The organism is Duganella sp. CF402, assembly GCF_900109645.1.
GTDB lineage: Bacteria > Pseudomonadota > Gammaproteobacteria > Burkholderiales > Burkholderiaceae_D > Rugamonas.
In genome coordinates, this window is sequence record NZ_FOBG01000001.1 from 2,215,377 (window position 1) to 2,231,071 (window position 15,695).

The 15,695-nt window shown below is 64.0% G+C and carries 17 protein-coding genes; 12 read left to right on the top strand and 5 right to left on the bottom strand.

The annotated features are described in order from the left end of the window. Positions 1 to 87 precede the first annotated feature (87 nt). The 6 genes from BMZ70_RS09920 (at position 88) to BMZ70_RS09945 (ending at position 4,755) form a co-directional block, all read left to right on the top strand. A complete protein-coding gene (locus BMZ70_RS09920; protein WP_092277721.1) occupies positions 88 to 954 on the top strand; it encodes a LysR family transcriptional regulator in 867 nt (288 codons plus the stop codon). A gap of 39 nt (positions 955 to 993) precedes the next feature. Next, on the top strand, positions 994 to 1,758 hold the full coding sequence (locus BMZ70_RS09925) for an MlaE family ABC transporter permease (protein WP_092273068.1): 765 nt from the start codon (positions 994 to 996) through the stop codon (positions 1,756 to 1,758). 1 nt (position 1,759) lies between these two features. Next, positions 1,760 to 2,728 (top strand): MlaD family protein, encoded by a 969-nt coding sequence (locus tag BMZ70_RS09930; protein WP_092273070.1) that lies wholly within the window; start codon positions 1,760 to 1,762, stop codon positions 2,726 to 2,728. Beyond that, positions 2,725 to 3,375, top strand: coding sequence for a hypothetical protein (locus BMZ70_RS09935; protein WP_092273072.1), 651 nt, complete (start codon positions 2,725 to 2,727; stop codon positions 3,373 to 3,375). Before BMZ70_RS09930 ends, BMZ70_RS09935 begins: the two co-directional genes overlap by 4 nt. Before the next feature lie 69 nt (positions 3,376 to 3,444). Further along, on the top strand, positions 3,445 to 4,407 hold the full coding sequence (locus BMZ70_RS09940) for a nucleoside hydrolase (RefSeq protein WP_092273075.1): 963 nt from the start codon (positions 3,445 to 3,447) through the stop codon (positions 4,405 to 4,407). A 3-nt stretch (positions 4,408 to 4,410) separates the two neighbouring features. Continuing rightward, positions 4,411 to 4,755, top strand: coding sequence for a translation initiation factor Sui1 (locus tag BMZ70_RS09945; protein ID WP_092273078.1), 345 nt, complete (start codon positions 4,411 to 4,413; stop codon positions 4,753 to 4,755). Here the strand turns inward: BMZ70_RS09945 and BMZ70_RS09950 are convergent. Next, positions 4,752 to 5,363 carry an isochorismatase family protein gene (locus tag BMZ70_RS09950; RefSeq protein WP_229205360.1) on the bottom strand — a complete coding sequence of 204 codons (612 nt, stop codon included), beginning with the start codon at positions 5,361 to 5,363 and terminating at the stop codon, positions 4,752 to 4,754. The two genes, BMZ70_RS09945 and BMZ70_RS09950, sit on opposite strands and share 4 nt — an antisense overlap. Positions 5,364 to 5,461: 98 nt before the next feature. On the opposite strand from BMZ70_RS09950, the gene BMZ70_RS09955 reads away from it, so the two are divergent. After that, complete coding sequence (locus tag BMZ70_RS09955; protein WP_092273084.1) at positions 5,462 to 6,406, top strand: GlxA family transcriptional regulator; 945 nt, start codon at positions 5,462 to 5,464, stop codon at positions 6,404 to 6,406. A gap of 13 nt (positions 6,407 to 6,419) precedes the next feature. Here BMZ70_RS09955 and BMZ70_RS09960 read toward each other — a convergent pair whose 3' ends face one another. Next, positions 6,420 to 7,670, bottom strand: a complete 1,251-nt coding sequence (locus tag BMZ70_RS09960) for a DEAD/DEAH box helicase (protein WP_092273086.1) — start codon at positions 7,668 to 7,670, stop codon at positions 6,420 to 6,422. Between the two features lie 105 nt (positions 7,671 to 7,775). Between BMZ70_RS09960 and BMZ70_RS09965 the strand changes: the two genes are divergently transcribed. Continuing rightward, positions 7,776 to 8,768, top strand: coding sequence for a dipeptidase (locus BMZ70_RS09965; RefSeq protein ID WP_092273088.1), 993 nt, complete (start codon positions 7,776 to 7,778; stop codon positions 8,766 to 8,768). Here the strand turns inward: BMZ70_RS09965 and BMZ70_RS09970 are convergent, their stop codons facing one another. Next, positions 8,769 to 9,935, bottom strand: a complete 1,167-nt coding sequence (locus tag BMZ70_RS09970) for a mandelate racemase/muconate lactonizing enzyme family protein (RefSeq protein ID WP_092273091.1) — start codon at positions 9,933 to 9,935, stop codon at positions 8,769 to 8,771. A gap of 88 nt (positions 9,936 to 10,023) precedes the next feature. Here BMZ70_RS09970 and BMZ70_RS09975 point away from each other — a divergent pair, with 88 nt between their 5' ends. Next, positions 10,024 to 10,953 (top strand): LysR family transcriptional regulator, encoded by a 930-nt coding sequence (locus BMZ70_RS09975; protein WP_092273094.1) that lies wholly within the window; start codon positions 10,024 to 10,026, stop codon positions 10,951 to 10,953. Here BMZ70_RS09975 and BMZ70_RS09980 read toward each other — a convergent pair. Then, positions 10,883 to 11,287 carry a hypothetical protein gene (locus tag BMZ70_RS09980; RefSeq protein ID WP_092273097.1) on the bottom strand — a complete coding sequence of 135 codons (405 nt, stop codon included), beginning with the start codon at positions 11,285 to 11,287 and terminating at the stop codon, positions 10,883 to 10,885. The genes BMZ70_RS09975 and BMZ70_RS09980 overlap by 71 nt on opposite strands. A 59-nt stretch (positions 11,288 to 11,346) precedes the next feature. Between BMZ70_RS09980 and BMZ70_RS09985 the strand changes: the two genes are divergently transcribed. Further along, entirely contained in the window at positions 11,347 to 11,721 is a 375-nt protein-coding gene (locus tag BMZ70_RS09985; protein WP_092273100.1) for a MerR family transcriptional regulator, read from the top strand. On the opposite strand, the gene BMZ70_RS09990 is transcribed toward BMZ70_RS09985, so the two are convergent. Then, a complete protein-coding gene (locus tag BMZ70_RS09990; RefSeq protein ID WP_092273103.1) occupies positions 11,714 to 13,534 on the bottom strand; it encodes a DUF4153 domain-containing protein in 1,821 nt (606 codons plus the stop codon). The genes BMZ70_RS09985 and BMZ70_RS09990 overlap by 8 nt on opposite strands. Before the next feature lie 86 nt (positions 13,535 to 13,620). On the opposite strand from BMZ70_RS09990, the gene dapC reads away from it, so the two are divergent. Continuing rightward, positions 13,621 to 14,835, top strand: a complete 1,215-nt coding sequence (gene dapC, locus BMZ70_RS09995) for a succinyldiaminopimelate transaminase (protein WP_092273106.1) — start codon at positions 13,621 to 13,623, stop codon at positions 14,833 to 14,835. A gap of 13 nt (positions 14,836 to 14,848) precedes the next feature. Next, the gene (gene dapD, locus BMZ70_RS10000; RefSeq protein WP_092273109.1) at positions 14,849 to 15,676 is read left to right on the top strand and encodes a 2,3,4,5-tetrahydropyridine-2,6-dicarboxylate N-succinyltransferase; all 828 of its coding nucleotides are present in this window, start codon (positions 14,849 to 14,851) and stop codon (positions 15,674 to 15,676) included. The last annotated feature ends 19 nt before the right edge of the window (positions 15,677 to 15,695 follow it).

Sequence of the window (15,695 nt, forward strand, 5' to 3'; positions counted from 1 at the left end):
GCACACATGGTAGGCCGCTTGCCTGATGCAGTAAATACGCATAACATCAGCACTCTGATGCAAAAACGCATCACGCCGGAGACCTTCATGGACTGGGACAACGCCCGCATCTTCCTCGCCATCTACCGCAAAGGCACGCTGCGCTCGGCCGCCGCGCTGCTCGACATCGACCAGGCCACCGTCGGCCGCCGCCTCAACGCGCTGGAATCCTCGCTCGGCGCACGCCTGTTCCTGCGCACCCCGTCCGGCTACATGGCCACACCAGCCGGCGAGCAGGCCATCCATGCCGCTGAAAAAATGGAACAGGCGGCACTGCAGTTCCAGCGCGAGATGCAGGGCATCGACAACCGGTTGTCCGGCGTGGTGCGCGTCACCACCTCCGATACGATGGCCGCGCACTTCGTCATTGGCGCCATGCAGCGGCTGCACAAGCAGCATCCGGATATCCGCATCGTGCTCACCACCGGCACTGAAATCACCAGCCTGACGCGGCGCGAGGCCGACCTCGCGGTGCGCACGCTCAAGCCCACCAGCCCGGACCTGATCTCGCGCCATCTGGCCAAGCGCAGCATGGGGCTGTACGCCACGCCAGCCTACTTGAAGGCACGCGGCATGCCAGAACCAGGCGACGGACTGGCGGGGCACGACATCATCATCTACCAGCCGACGGTCGCGCCGCGCCATCAGGAAAAGATCTGCCTCGAACCGGTGCACAACGCGCGCGTGGCGCTGGAAGTGAACAGCGGGCTGGCGATGCTGGAAGCGGCACGCCAGGGCATCGGCATGGCCGAACTACCCTGCCACATGGCCGACGGCGACAAGCGGCTGGTGCGTATCTGGCCGGAGCGGGTCGACCATTACGACGTCTGGCTGGTGATGCACAGCGATTTAAGCCGCAGCGCCCGCGTGCGCGCGGCGGCCGACGCCATCATCGCCAGCTTCCCTGAACAGTAGCGTGCACCCGCGTGGCGGCGGCGGTGCTAATATGCCAACATGAACGCATATGCATCCACGTCCGGCATTCTGCAACGGCTGCACCAAGGCGCTGTCGCCTGGCTGCACGGCTGGTGGCGGCTGCTGCATTTTGCGGTGATGATGTTTTCACTGGCGCTGACGCCGGCCAGCTACGGACGCGCGAACCGGCCGGCGCTAGCCCACCGCCTCGTGGCCGACACGGTGCCCAACCTCGCGTGGTATGGCGTGCTGTCCGCGCTGGTCAGCCTGGTGCTGATCCGCATCGTGGTGGTCACGTCGCAGAGTTATGGCCTGTCGCGCTTTGCGCTGGAAATGGTGGTGCGCGTGCTGGTGCTGGAATTGATCCCGCTGACCGCCGCCGCTTTCGTCGCCCTGCGCACCACGCTGCCGGCCGGACTGGAACTGGCGCAGCGCCGCCATGCCGCCGCCAGCGCTTCCGGCGGCGAGCTGCATCGCGAGTTCTTCCCGCGCGTGGCGGCAGGCATCTTCGCGGTATGGATGCTGGCTGCGGTCAGCTGCGTGCTGACGCTGACCCTCACTTATCTTTCGCTGTACGGTTTTACGCCGTGGGCGCTGGCCGGCTACACACGCGTGGTCGGGCAGGTCTTCAATCCTGCGGTGACGCTGATACTGGTGCTGAAGATCGTGTTCTTCAGTTTTGCGGTCGCGCTGATACCGATGGCCACCTCGGACCGCATCTCGCACGGCTTGTCGGACATGGTCCGCGTGTTTGGCGTGATGCTGCTGGTCGAAGTGGCTTCGCTCATGGGTAACTACTACTGATATGACGGAACAGGACAACGAAGCCGCGCCGGTGCGCAATGCTGAACTCAAGGCCGGCGTGCTGCTGGTGCTGATGCTCGCGCTGGTGCTTGGGGCGGCGCTTTATTTGCTGTATGCGCGCGGCGCGTTCGAATCGACGCAAACGCTGGTTTTGCAGGCCGACGATTCGGAGGGCGTGGTGGTTGGCATGGATGTGACCTTTGCCGGCTTCCCCATCGGCCGCGTGCGGCGCATCGAATTGAGCCCGGAGGGCAAGGCGCGCGTGGTAGTCGATGTGCCGCGCAAGGATGCGCACTGGCTGCGTAGTTCCAGCATCTTTACGCTGGAGCGTGGGCTGGTGGGCGGCGCCAAGCTGCGTGCATTCAGCGGCATTCCAACCGACCCGCCGCTGGAGGATGGTGCGGCGCGCACGCTGCTGGTGGGCGATCCGGGCGCCGAGATTCCGCGCCTGCTGGCGGCGGCCAGGGACCTGCTGCAAAACCTGAACGATCTGACGGCGGAGAATTCCGCGCTGGCCGCATCGCTGGCCAATGTTGCCGGTGTCACCGGCAAGCTGAATGGGCCGCATGGCGCGATGGGGCTGATCGCCGGCGATGAGAAAGGCGCGCAGCAGCTGGCCGAGCGCGCCAACAAGCTGCTCGTCACGGTCAATGCGTTGGCGACCAAGGCGGATAGCCTGATCGGCCACGCCGACGAGCGGGTATTCGGCCCGTCCGGCGTGGCGACGGATGCGCAGGCCACCATCCAGCAGCTCAACGGCCTGCTGGCCGATGCGCGCAACTCGCTCAAGAAGATGGATGCGGTGCTGGTGGAGGCGCAGGCGGTGGCGTCCAACACCAAGGAGGCCACGGCGGACCTGGGCGCGCTGCGCGGCGAAGTGGAAAGCAGTTTGCGGCGGGTGGAGCAGCTGGTGAATGAAATCAATCGCAAGTGGCCATTCAAGCGCGATACGGAGATCAAGCTGCCATGAAGAAGACCATCGTTATTGCGGCCTTGCTGCTGTCCGGTTGCGGCAATAATCCGCCGGTGCCGGACTGGCAGATGACGGCACACGGGAGCATCGAGCGCGCCACCGCCGCCTACATGTCCGGCAACGCGCGCGTGGAAGCCGCCGAATCGGCGCGTGCCCGCGAAGCGCTGTCCAGCACCGGGAAAGTGGAACTGCTGATCCGCGCAGAATTGATCCGCTGCGCCGCGCGCGTGGCATCGCTGGTGTTCGAAGACTGCGCCGGCTACGACAAACTGGCGCAGGACGCCGGCACCGCCGACCGCATCTACGCCGCCTACCTCGCCGGCCACCTGCCCAGCCTCACGGATATCGTGCTGCTGCCGGAACAGCATCGGGCGGTGGCTGCGGCGAACGGGGATGCGGCAGTGGTGAGCGCGGTTCAAGCTATCGCCGATCCGCTTTCCCGCCTGGTCGCCAGCGGTGTGCTTCTGCGCACAGGCCGCGCCAATCCACAAATCCTGGCAGACGCCGTAGAAACCGCCTCCGCCCAAGGCTGGCGCCGTCCCCTGCTCGCCTGGCTCGGCGTGCAAGCCCTGCGCGCCGAACAAGCCGGCGACAGCGCCGAAGCCCAACGCATCAAACGCCGCATCGCGCTCGTCGGAGGCTGACTGGCGGCTGACGGCAACCGCGCGCGCCGCATCCTGTAAAATCCTCCCTTCAACGCATCGAGGATTTACATGGCTTACTCCCTCGCCCGCCCACTGCGCGGGCTGTTTTCCGTCCTGGCGCTGTCGTGCGCCGTACTGGCGCAAGCCGCGCCGCAAAAAGTCATCGTCGACATGGACATCGGCGACGATATCGACGACGCCTTCGCCCTCGGCCTGCTGCTGCAAAGCCCCGAGATCGAGATCGTTGGCATCACCACCGACTGGGGCGACACCGCACTGCGCGCGCAACTGCTGGAACGCATGCTGCGCGAGACCGGCCATCGCCACATCCCGGTGGCACAAGGCGTTCGCACTACCGGCAATCCACAGCCGTTCACGCAGGCGCGCTACGCGCAGCGCGGCCAGCTGCCAGCCAAAATCGATGCGGTCGATTTCATGCTCGACCAGATCAAGCGCCAGCCCGGCGAAATCACGCTGCTGGCCCTCGGCCCGCTGACCAATGTCGGCGCGGCGATCACGCGCGACGCCACCACCTTCGGCAAGCTGAAACAAGTCGCCATGATGGGCGGTTCGGTACGCAGCGGCTACCGCAAATCGCAGTACGTTCCGTCGCGGCCGGCCGACAAGGAATACAACATCGTGTCCGATATCGGCGGCGCGCAAAAACTGTTCACCTCCGGCGTACCGATCGTGATGATGCCGGTCGATTCCACCCAGATCCGTCTCGATGAAGTGGAGCGCAACGCCCTGCTCGGCCACGGCTCGCCCGTCACCGACCAACTGGCGCTGCTCTACCACCAGTGGATCAACGCCTACCAGCCTTGGTCCAGCAATATGCCGTCGCTGTTCGACGTGGTGCCGGTGGCATGGATGATCGATCCGTCGGTATGTCCAACAACGCCGCTACGCATCGTGGTCGACAGCGAAGGCTACACCCGCGAGCAGCCGGGCAAGCCAAACGCGCAAGTGTGCCTGGCCTCAGACCAGAAGCGCTTCTTCGACATCTTCATGCCGCGTTTATTGAAGGATTAAATCATGGCCCTCGTCTATTCCACCGAAACGGGCCGCATGTGTCCGGACTGCCGCAAGCCGCTCAGCGAGTGCGCCTGCAAAACTGCCGCCAAGGCCAAGCCAATCGGCGATGGCAATGTGAAGGTATCACGCGAATCCAAGGGGCGCGGCGGCAAGACCGTCACCCTGGTGCGCGGCCTGCCGCTGGGCGCCGAAGAGCTGGCGGCGCTGGGCAAGCAGTTGCGCAGCGCCTGCGGTTCCGGCGGCACGGCCAAGGACGGCGTGCTCGAAATCCAGGGCGACCATTGCGAACGCGTGATGGCCGAACTCACAAAGCTCGGCCACAAACCGAAGCGCGTCGGAGGTTAAGCTTTTAACGTGCGCTGGACCGACAGATAGATATTGTCGCGTTCCAGCGCCTTGCCTTCGCGTGCAGCGGCAATCCATGCTTCCGTAGTAGCCACGGCCGCAAAGCCGGTATGGAACACGGTGCTGAACACGCGGTGTATCTCTTCCGCGCTGGCCTTGCCGGCCGCGTTCTCGTAGGACGGCGAACCGCTGGCGTCCGACAAAAACTCCACCGACAATCCCTTGTGCGCCGCTTCGTAGATGGTGGCCGCATCGCAGTTGTGCGTCATGTAGCCAACGATGGTCAGCGTGTCGATGCCGTTATCGGCCACCCACTGGGCCAGGCCGGTGCCGGTGAACACGCTGGCATAGGTCTTGTTGATGTGGAGATTGGCCGAACGCTGCGCCACCTCCTCATGCAGCTGCCACGCCGGCGAGCCCTTGGCGAAGATGGGCGACTGTTCCGGCGCATCGTGCTGCACCACCACTACCGGGATATCGGCGGCACGGGCCGCGTCCATCGCACGGGTGATATTCGGCAGCGACACCGCCACCGGCGGATATTCAATCTTCATATTGCCAGTGAAGTATTCGTTTTGCACATCAACGACGATCAGGGCACGGCGCATGGTGGTTCTCCTGTGTTGGGTTACGATGAGAAGCATTGTGCGCTTCCACGTCACCAGCCGACAGCGGCCCGAAGGCATACAAACGATATAATCGGGCCATGAATACTTCCCGCTTCAGAATTGCCGTCATCGCCTTCGATGGCATCACGCCCTTCCACCTGTCCGTGCCGGGTATGGTGTTCCGCGATGCTACGTTCGACCTGAAAATCTGCTCGCCCGATCCGTCGCCGCTGCGCACCACCGGCGGCTTCGATATCGCCGTGCCGCACGGCCTGCAAACGCTGAGCCGCGCCGATATCGTCATTCTGCCGACCTGGCACGACGACTGCCGCCCCGCACCGGTAGCCCTGCTGCACGCGCTGCAACGTGCGCACAAGCGCGGCGCGCGCATCGTCGGCCTGTGCCTCGGCGCCTTTCCGCTGGCGGAAGCAGGCCTGCTGGATGGCCGCCGCGCCACCACGCACTGGCAGTTTGCGGATGCGCTGGCCGAACGTCATCCAACGGTCTCGGTGGACCGCGAAGTGCTGTATGTGGATGATGATGTGCTGACTTCCGCCGGCGTGGCGGCGGGTTTGGATTGCTGCCTGCACCTGCTGCGCCAGCTGTGCGGCGCGGAGGCGGCCAACCATGTGGCGCGGCAGCTGGTGGTGGCGCCGCACCGGCAAGGCGGGCAGGCACAGTTCATCGAGCGCCCGGTGCCGGTCAGCGGCAGCGATGACCGCTTTGCGCAAGTGCTCAACTGGGTCAACCGGCATCTGGCCGACAACCACAGCATCGATGCGCTGGCCGCGCGCGCGGCCATGAGCCGCCGCAATTTCACGCGCCACTTCCGCGACGCCACCGGCACCTCGTTCAAGCAATGGCTGCTCAACCAGCGCGTAGCGCACGCGCAGCGGCTGCTGGAAACCAGCGATGTGTCGATTGAAGTAGTGGCTCAGGAAGCGGGCTTCGGCTCGGCGCTGTCGCTGCGCCAGCACTTCCGCACCGCGCTGCGCACCTCCCCGTCAGTCTACCGCCGCCAGTTCCGCGCCAGCGGCGAGTGAGCGCACAGCAGGCTTACTTGCCGGCGGCTGCGGCGGCAGCTTCGCGCAGCTTGTCCTTCTTGCTCTTGCGCTTGCCCTTGATGCCGCCGTTGACCGTGTCGGTAAAGGCGCTGACCACAGGCGCGGCCTCGGTCGGCTCGAAGCCGGCGATCACCTCACGCTCCACGCGCTGGTTCTGGCGTTTTTCGATCAGGCGGAAATGCTGCTCCGCCTCGGCGGTGATGAAGCTGATCGCCACACCACTCTCTCCTGCCCGGCCAGTACGCCCGATACGGTGGGTATAGTCGACAGCGGAACGCGGCAAGTCATAGTTCACCACCGCCGGCAAGCGCGCGATATCGATGCCGCGCGCCGCCACGTCGGTCGCCACCAGCACTTGCAGATAGCCGGTGCGGAAATCGGTCAAGGTCTGGGTACGCGCGCCCTGGCTCAACTCCCCGTGGAAGGATGCGGCGTGAATACCGTTGCGGTTCAATTTATCCGCCACATGGTCCGACGCATACTTGGTAGCGACAAACACCATCACACCACGCCACTTGTGCTCAAGGATCAGATGCTTGAGCAGCATGGTACGTCGCGGCACATCCACTTTGATGGCGCGCTGTTCAATATCCGGCTTGCTGGACGGCTCGGACCGCACCTCAATGCGCGTCGGATTGTTCAGCAGGCCATCGGCCAGCTTTTGCACCGCCGGCGGGAAGGTCGCCGAGAAGAACAGGTTCTGGCGCTGCTTCGGCAGCAGTTCAAGGATGCGATTCAGCTCTTCGCTGAAACCCATATCCAGCAGGCGGTCTGCCTCGTCGAGCACCAGCATGGCCGTTTGCGACAGCTTCACCGCGTTATGGGCGACCAGGTCCAGCAGGCGGCCTGGCGTAGCGACCAGAATATCCGTGCCGCCGCGCAGCGCCAGCATCTGCGGGTTGATCGACACACCGCCGAACACCACCTGCACCTTCAGCGTGGTCGGCAAGTGCGACACCAGCTGACGTATCGAATCCGCCACCTGCGACGCCAGCTCGCGCGTCGGCACCAGGATCAGGCCATGCAGCTGGCGATGGCTGCCACGCTTGTCCAGCAGCGATTGCAGCAGCGGCAGCGCGAAGGCGGCAGTCTTGCCTGAGCCGGTTTGCGCGGCGCCCAGCACGTCCTCGCCGCGCAGGATGGCGGGAATCGCGGCACTCTGGATGGCCGTGGGTTCCTGATAGCCGATTTCAGTAATGGCGTTAAGCAGCGAGGGTGCGAGGCCCAGTGTAGAGAAAGACATGTCGGCCTTCGGATACGGGTAAAAGCGCCAGTATAAAGCATGCCGCGAATTTGACCCTGCGCGGCCATTCGTGGGACTATACCCTTTTTCACCACGCCGACAATCATGATTAACTGGGACGCCCACGCTTGCCTGCCACAACACCCGCTGGCCGATTTCACGCCGGTGCGCCGGCTGCACGCCGCCGGCGTAAATTACGTGTCGCTCAACGTCGGTGCGGACATGAATCCGGTGTCACAAGTGATGTCGGTGATTGCGGGCTACCGCGCCACTATCGCTGCCAATCCCGAGCGCTATGTGCTGGTGTCCAGCGTGGACGACATCATCCAGGCCGCAGCCGACGGCCGCATCGCCATCACCTTCGATCTTGAGGGTTCGATGCCGCTGCTGGACCAGCCGGACATGGTGGCGCTGTACGCGCAGCTAGGCGTGCGCCAGATCCACTTCGCCTACAACCGCAACAACAGCGTGGCGGGCGGCTGCCACGACGTGGCGCGCGGCCTGACGCCGCTCGGCCATCGCATGGTGCAGGCGGTGAACGACAACGGCATCCTGATGGACTGCTCGCACACGGGCCGCCTGTGCAGCCTGGAGATCATGAACGCCTCGTCGCAGCCGGTGATCTTCAGCCACGCCAATCCCTACACGCTGGTACCGCACGGCCGCAACGTCACCGATGAGCAGATCCGCGCTTGCGCCGCAGCCGGCGGCGTGGTGTGCATCTCCGGCCTGTCCTTCTTCCTCGGCAGCGAGCAGCCGAATGCGCAAGACGTGGCGCGGCATGCTGCCTACGTCGCCGATCTGGTGGGCGTGAAGCACGTCGGCATCGGACTGGATATCTGCTTCCAGCAGCCTGGCCTCGACGACACGCCGCCGGGCGCTTTCGATCCTTCGCACTGGTGGCCGGCATCGGCAGGCTACGACATGAACCATCCGCCGAGCTTCACGCCGCCGGAAGTGTGGCGCGAACTGCCGGCCGCGCTGCGCAAGGCCGGCATGAGCGACAGCGAAGTGGAGCTGGTCCTCGGCCGCAACATGATGCGCGTGGCGCAGCAAGTGTGGAGCGCGCCGGAAGCGACACTGGCCAAGGCAGCCTGATTACGCGCTGAGGGCCGCCATCTCGCTGTAGAGATTCGACTTGCCCTCGAAGCCGATGCCCACCAGCTCCGGCATGGTGATGTAGCCATTGTCGACCCGCACGCCGTCGGGGAAGCCGCCGAACGGCTGGAACAGGTCCGGGTAGGATTCGTTACCGCCCAGCCCAAGGCCGGCCGCAATGTTAAGCGACATCTGGTGGCCGCCGTGCGGAATGCAGCGAGTGCGCGACCAGCCGTGTTGGTGCAGCATGTCCAGCGTGCGCAGGTACTCCACCAGACCGTAGCTCAACGCGCAGTCGAACTGCAGCCAGTCGCGGTCCGCACGCATGCCGCCGTAGCGGATCAGATTACGCGCATCCTGCATCGAGAACAGATTTTCGCCGGTGGCCATCGGCTTGTCGTAGTAATTGCGCAGCGTGGCTTGCAGTTCGAAGTCCAGCGGATCGCCTGCTTCCTCGTACCAGAACAAGTCGTACTTCGACAACGCCTTGGCGTATTTGACGGCGGTGTCGAGGTCGAAGCGGCCGTTGGCATCCACCGCCAGCTTCTGGCCATCGCCCAACACGCTCAGGATCGAATCGATGCGGCGCAGGTCTTCGTCCAGCGAGGCGCCGCCGATCTTCTTCTTAACCACCGTGTAGCCGCGATCGATATAGCTGCGCATTTCATCTTTCAGCGCATCGTGGCTCTGGCCCGGATAGTAGTAGCCGCCGGCGGCGTAGACGAACACCTTACGGTCCGGCGTGCCGCTGCCGTAGCGTTCCGCCAGCAACTGGAACAGCGGCTTGCGCTCGATCTTCGCCACCGCATCCCAGATCGCCATGTCGATGGTGCCGATGGCCACCGAACGCTCGCCGTGGCCGCCCGGTTTCTCGTTGGTGAACATGCAGTCCCACACCTTGTGCGGATCGAGGTTGGTTCCGGCGTCGTTCAGCAGTGAGAACGGATCGGCTTCGAGGATGCGCGGGATGAAGCGCTCGCGCATCAACTTGCCCTGGCCGTAGCGGCCATTCGAATTGAAACCGTAGCCGACCACCGGCTTGCCGTCGCGGATCACGTCCGTGATGACGGCCACGAGGCTCAGCGTCATCTTGCTGAAATCGATGTAGGCGTTGCGGATCAGGGAGCTGATAGGGATGGTTTTTTCGCGTATCTCGACGATTTTCATGATGCGGTCTCCGTGGAAGAATGGTGACAGCTTACTCTTGAAAGATAGTCGTATAATTTACTGACATTAATTCCTTTATTAACTTCAAGTGAATAACGATATCGTCTCGGAATTGTCGTTCTTTGTGCTGCTGGCGAAGCTGGGCAGCTTGGCCGCCACCGCACGCGAGCTGGGACTGACGCCGCCGGCCGTCACCAAGCGCCTGATGCTGATGGAGCAGCGCCTTGGCGTGCGCCTGCTGAACCGCACCACGCGCCGCGTGAGCCTGACCAGCGAGGGCGAAACCTATCTCACGCAGGCCACGCGCATCCTGGCCGACATCCGCGACATGGAGGAATCGGTATCGAGCAGCCGCGCGGCGCCGAAAGGACTGCTGCGCGTGAACGCCACGCTGGGCTTCGGCCGCACCACCATCGCGCCGCTGGTGTCGGCGTTTGCGCGGCGCTATCCGGAGGTGGAAGTGCAACTGCAGCTGACCGACCGCGCCATCAACCTGGTGGAAGACGCCTATGACCTCGGCATCCGCTTCGGCGAACTGCCGGACACGCGGCTGGGCGCACGCAAGATCCTGTCCAACCACCGCTACCTGTGCGCCTCGGCGGCCTATTTGAAGCGCAACGGCGTGCCGCGCACGCCGCAGGAACTGGCGCAGCACCGCTGCATCCTGCACCGCCAGAACGACGACAGCTACAGCACCTGGAAACTGCAAAAAGGCCGCAAGCACGAAACGGTGAAAGTACACGGCAGCCTGTCCAGCAACGACGGCGACGTGGTGCTGGGCTGGGCGCTGGATGGCCACGGCATCCTGCTGCGTTCCGAGTGGGACGCGGCCAAGTACCTCGACAGCGGCCGCCTGCAGGTCGTCCTGCCCGACTACACCCTGCCCTCGGCCGACCTGTACGCCTACTACCCGAGCCGCCAACAACAGCCCGCCCGCGTCCGCGCCTTCATTGATTTTCTGGTGGAGAGCGTACCGGCAGCCACTGCGCCACGCCCCAGGCGAATTCCGGCAGGATGAAGAGCCAGAGCAGCGGCGCGCCGGTCGCGGTAAACGTCCAGACCATCCACGTGGTGAACAGCAGGCGCGCAACGCCGTCGTAGCGGCCGAAGCGCGGTTGCGGGTCGCGCAGGCGCAGCACCGACCACACCAGCACCACGCTGCCCAGCAGGCAGGCGAACAGGATGTGGAATGGAGTGAAGTCCGGCAGCGGTGCGCCGCCCAGCTTTTGGTTGACGGCGCCTAGTTGCGCGTGTGCGAAGGCGAAGCTCCACGGGGTTGCGAAAGGCGCGGTGACGATCAGGTCATACAGCGCGCTGCCGAATACGATTTTGCGGAAAGTAGTAGTTTTCATGCAGCCATGCTAAAGGCTGGAGTAGACTCCAGGGTCAAGCATTTTTTGGGAGACCACGCATGCAAATCGGGGAAATCGCCGAGGCCACAGGCCTCAGCCGCGACACGCTGCGCTTTTACGAGAAGCGCGGCCTGCTGCGCGCGCGCCGCAGCGCCAACGGCTATCGCGACTATCCGCAGGAAGCGGTCGACTTGCTGCGCTATATCCGCCTGGCGCAAACGCTGGGCTTTACGCTGGCCGAAATAGAAGCCGACCTGCCGCTGCTGGCCGAACCCGGCGCCACCGCCACTGCGCCGCAGTTGCGCTCAGCGCTGGAACGCAAGCTGGCCGATATCGACCAGCGCATCAACGGCCTGCACCTGCTGCGCGGCGAGCTGGCACGCCGTCTCGGCGAGGACAAGCAGGCGTGCCCGCTGCAAGGCGCCGCTACTTAGCCCTGCTGCACTCCGCCTTGGGCGAGCGCATGTCTTCCAACCGGACCCGCCGTCCGCCAACCTCCAACTCCTTGAAGCGCGGCGCCACCAAACTGAACTCGCCCTTGCGCAGCTTCTCCATCAGCGGCGCACAAGAAGTGTCGAGATAGCTCAGGGTTGCAGCGACGGCCCATTTTCCCGCGCTCCGCTCCGCGTACAGATAGCCGGCAAGGGCACGGTCTTTCTCCAGCAGCAGCACTTCCTGCTTGTCGTCGCCATCCGCATCGAGCAGGATGGCGTCGCATTTGCCTTCCTTCCGGGTCAGGCACGCTGGCTTTTCATCGTCTTGCGTGAGTTCCCATTCCTGCGCAAGGAAGCTGGCTGGCAGCTGCGCATCGGCAGGCCAGACACTCAGATTTGCCGCAACCGACGCCGGCGCGGTGAACTTCTTGGGCAGCATCCAGCGGTCCTTCAGCGCCATCGCCAGCGCGGCCGTAGCTTCACGCTGCAGCAGCGCGGCATCCGGTCCGGTAGTGCGCTGCTTCAGTTCTTCCAGCGCTTCCTGCCCATAACGCCCGCCCTCGAAGCGCAAATAGCGAAAGTCGAAATCGGCGGCAGCCGTCTTGCCCTTGTCCAGCCGCGCCATCTGGCTGTTCACGCCGATACCCGCCGGATCGGCGATGGGCGTGAATAAGGCCAGCAGCACCGCCAGCACCAGGAACGCGGCCCAGACATTGACCGTGCTGACGGGCTTGAGCCACGTGTCGTACTGATACGCGGCCCACACGTAGCCGATCGCGTAGAACAAGGCCACCAGCAGGCAGGCGGCGGCGATGACCCGGTCCGAAGTCCAGCCATATTGCGCCACCCGCAGTCCCAGCGCGTAAATGCCGACCGCCGTCACCGGCAGTATCAATATCGCCGCCGTGCGCGCGGCCACGCGCAGCGGCAGCGCCACCAGCGCCTCGCCGTTCTGGAACGCGGCGTTGATCAGCACCAGCAGCACGGCCGCAGCGCCCAGCAGTACCGAGGTGGCATGGCGCGTCTCCCACAGCGCCGCCAGCCCAGTGAACGGCAGCGTGCACAGGAAGCCCGTCACCAGCACCACGGCCACCGGCAGAATCCACGACATCAGCACCAGCAGCAAGGTGCGGATGCCGCGCACGATGGAGGGCCGCACATCCGTGATGTGCATGGCGCAGGAGAAGGCGGTGCAGATCACCGGCACGTTGAACCAGGATTCGCGCAGCAGATCGCGCAGGAAGTTCAGCTTGACCAGCATGAACAACTGCGATCCGAGCAGCAGCACGAAGAACAGCGCGCCGACGAAGAATGCAGAAAACAACAGTTGTATAGCCAGCTTCCACGCGGTTTCGAAATACGCGTTGTAGCCGGCGATGCGCCGCTTCTCCTGCACGCCGGCCAATACCAGCGCCTGAGCGATGAAGAAGAACACCACGCTAAATACCACCAGCAACACCGACGGCGCATAGTTGGGCCGATTATCCCAGTTGCTCAACAACGGCTGGGCATTCATGCCACGCCACGCGTCGTGCAGCGACAACGCCAGCAGCACGGCCAGCGCCGTCGCCAGCCACGCCGCCGCCTGTCGCGGCGCCATGTGGCCCAGGCTGGAGATCAGCAATACCGGCAAGATCAATAGCAGCGCGACCAGTGGCCCCATCACCATCGGCACAGTAGCAGGCCAGGCCCCGTCGCGCGCGGCGGACCACAGCCAATACAGCAGCAGTCCCTGTACCAGGCCCACCGCCAATCGGCCTGCCATGACCTTGCGGCTGACCTCCGCCTCCAGTGCAATCTCGTTTTGATCCATCGTCCCGCCCACGGTTGTCTATTCAATTATTTTAATAATTTAGCATGGATGACCGGGTAGGCGTGGAGGCGCTATAATCAAAGACTATGAATCCACTTCTCGACAAGCTTCACCCCTACCCGTTCGAAAAACTGCGCCTGCTGTTTGAGCAAGTCACTGCCAGCCCTCAGCACAAGGCCATCAGTCTGGGCATGGGGGAACCCAAGCATCCTACGCCAAAATTCATCGAGCAGGCGCTGATCGACAATGTCGACGGCCTGGCCATCTATCCGACCACCATCGGCTCGCCCGAGATGCGCGGCGCCATCGCCGGCTGGCTGGAACGCCGCTACAACCTGCCCAAGCTGAATCCGGCCACGCAGGTGCTGCCGGTGAACGGCTCGCGCGAAGCGCTGTTTGCGCTGGCGCAGGCGGTCATCGACAAGGATGCCAAGTCGATCGTAGTCAGCCCGAATCCGTTCTACCAGATCTACGAAGGCGCGGCCTACCTGGCCGGCGCCGAGCCGTACTTCGTCAACTCCGACCCGGCCCGCAATTTCGGCTGCGACTACGACAGCATTCCGGAAGAAGTCTGGAAGCGCGTGGCCCTGCTGTTCGTCTGCTCGCCGGGCAACCCGACCGGCGCCGTGTTGTCGCTGACCGACTGGGAACACCTGTTCGCGCTGTCGGAGCGCTACAACTTCGTCATCGCCGCCGACGAGTGCTACTCCGAGATCTATCACGGCGAACAGCCGCCGCTGGGTGCGATGGAAGCGGCCCACCAGCTGGGCCTCGCCACCATCGAGCGTCCGTACGCGCGTCTGGTGGTGTTCAGCAGCCTGTCCAAGCGCTCCAATGTGCCGGGCATGCGTTCGGGCTTTGTGGCCGGCGACGCCGAAGTGCTGAAAAAATTCCTGTTGTACCGCACCTATCACGGCGGCGCCATGAGCCTCTCCGTGCAAGCTGCGTCGATCGCGGCGTGGAACGACGAAACCCATGTCGAAAACAACCGCGAACAATACCGCGCCAAGTTCAACGCCATCACGCCTTTGCTGAAGGAAGTGCTGGACGTGGAACTGCCTGACGCCGGTTTCTACCTATGGGCCGACGTCAGCCGCACCGGCCTGTCGGACACCGAATTCGCCCAGCGCCTGTACGCCGAATATAATGTCACCGTACTGCCGGGTAGTTATCTGGCGCGCGAAGCGCACGGCATCAACCCTGGCCGCAACCGCATCCGCATGGCGCTGGTCGCCGAGACGGCGGAAGGCCTGGAAGCCGCGCAGCGCATCGTCCAATTCTGCAAGTCCCTTAACAAATAAGATTGAATCCATCATGAGCCAACAACTCCAGAACATCATCGAAACCGCCTGGGAAGACCGCGCAAACATCAACCCAGCCAACGGTTCCGCCGAACTGCGCGACGCCGTCAACCACGTACTGGCCGGCCTCGATAACGGCAGCATCCGCGTGGCCGACAAAGCCACCGGCACCTGGGTGGTGAACCAGTGGGTCAAGAAAGCCGTGCTGCTGTCGTTCCGACTGGAGAACAACGTGGTCCTGCCTTCGGACGGCACCATGCAGTTCTACGACAAAGTGCCAACCAAGTTCGCCAACTACACCGCCGACGATTTCGCCAAAGGCGGCTTCCGCGTGGTGCCGCCAGCTGTGGCGCGCCGTGGTTCCTTCATCGCCAAGAACGTGGTGCTGATGCCTTCCTACGTCAACATCGGCGCCTACGTCGATGAAGGCGCGATGGTCGACACCTGGGCCACCGTCGGTTCGTGCGCGCAGATCGGCAAGAACGTCCACCTGTCGGGCGGCGTGGGCATCGGCGGCGTGCTGGAACCTATGCAAGCCAATCCGACCATCATCGAAGACAACTGCTTCATCGGCGCGCGTTCGGAAATCGTTGAAGGCGTGATCGTGGAAGAAAACTCGGTGATCTCGATGGGCGTGTACATCGGCCAGTCGACCAAGATCTACGACCGCACCACCGGCGAAGTGACCTACGGCCGCGTGCCTTCGGGCTCGGTGGTGGTATCGGGCTCGCTGCCATCGGACGACGGCAAGTACTCGCTGTACTGCGCGGTCATCGTCAAGCGCGTCGACGCAAAGACCCGCGCGAAAACCGGCATCAACGAACTGCTGCGCGGTATTTAATGCACTAGAACCGGAGACT

Bases quoted from the DNA above. Each gene is read 5' to 3' on its own strand.
- BMZ70_RS09920 (WP_092277721.1), top strand. From the start codon at position 88: ATGGACTGGGACAACGCCCGCATCTTCCTCGCCATCTACCGCAAAGGC.
- BMZ70_RS09925 (WP_092273068.1), top strand. From the start codon at position 994: ATGAACGCATATGCATCCACGTCCGGCATTCTGCAACGGCTGCACCAA.
- BMZ70_RS09930 (WP_092273070.1), top strand. From the start codon at position 1,760: ATGACGGAACAGGACAACGAAGCCGCGCCGGTGCGCAATGCTGAACTC.
- BMZ70_RS09935 (WP_092273072.1), top strand. From the start codon at position 2,725: ATGAAGAAGACCATCGTTATTGCGGCCTTGCTGCTGTCCGGTTGCGGC.
- BMZ70_RS09940 (WP_092273075.1), top strand. From the start codon at position 3,445: ATGGCTTACTCCCTCGCCCGCCCACTGCGCGGGCTGTTTTCCGTCCTG.
- BMZ70_RS09945 (WP_092273078.1), top strand. From the start codon at position 4,411: ATGGCCCTCGTCTATTCCACCGAAACGGGCCGCATGTGTCCGGACTGC.
- BMZ70_RS09950 (WP_229205360.1), bottom strand. From the start codon at position 5,363: ATGCGCCGTGCCCTGATCGTCGTTGATGTGCAAAACGAATACTTCACT.
- BMZ70_RS09955 (WP_092273084.1), top strand. From the start codon at position 5,462: ATGAATACTTCCCGCTTCAGAATTGCCGTCATCGCCTTCGATGGCATC.
- BMZ70_RS09960 (WP_092273086.1), bottom strand. From the start codon at position 7,670: ATGTCTTTCTCTACACTGGGCCTCGCACCCTCGCTGCTTAACGCCATT.
- BMZ70_RS09965 (WP_092273088.1), top strand. From the start codon at position 7,776: ATGATTAACTGGGACGCCCACGCTTGCCTGCCACAACACCCGCTGGCC.
- BMZ70_RS09970 (WP_092273091.1), bottom strand. From the start codon at position 9,935: ATGAAAATCGTCGAGATACGCGAAAAAACCATCCCTATCAGCTCCCTG.
- BMZ70_RS09980 (WP_092273097.1), bottom strand. From the start codon at position 11,287: ATGAAAACTACTACTTTCCGCAAAATCGTATTCGGCAGCGCGCTGTAT.
- BMZ70_RS09985 (WP_092273100.1), top strand. From the start codon at position 11,347: ATGCAAATCGGGGAAATCGCCGAGGCCACAGGCCTCAGCCGCGACACG.
- BMZ70_RS09990 (WP_092273103.1), bottom strand. From the start codon at position 13,534: ATGGATCAAAACGAGATTGCACTGGAGGCGGAGGTCAGCCGCAAGGTC.
- dapC (WP_092273106.1), top strand. From the start codon at position 13,621: ATGAATCCACTTCTCGACAAGCTTCACCCCTACCCGTTCGAAAAACTG.
- dapD (WP_092273109.1), top strand. From the start codon at position 14,849: ATGAGCCAACAACTCCAGAACATCATCGAAACCGCCTGGGAAGACCGC.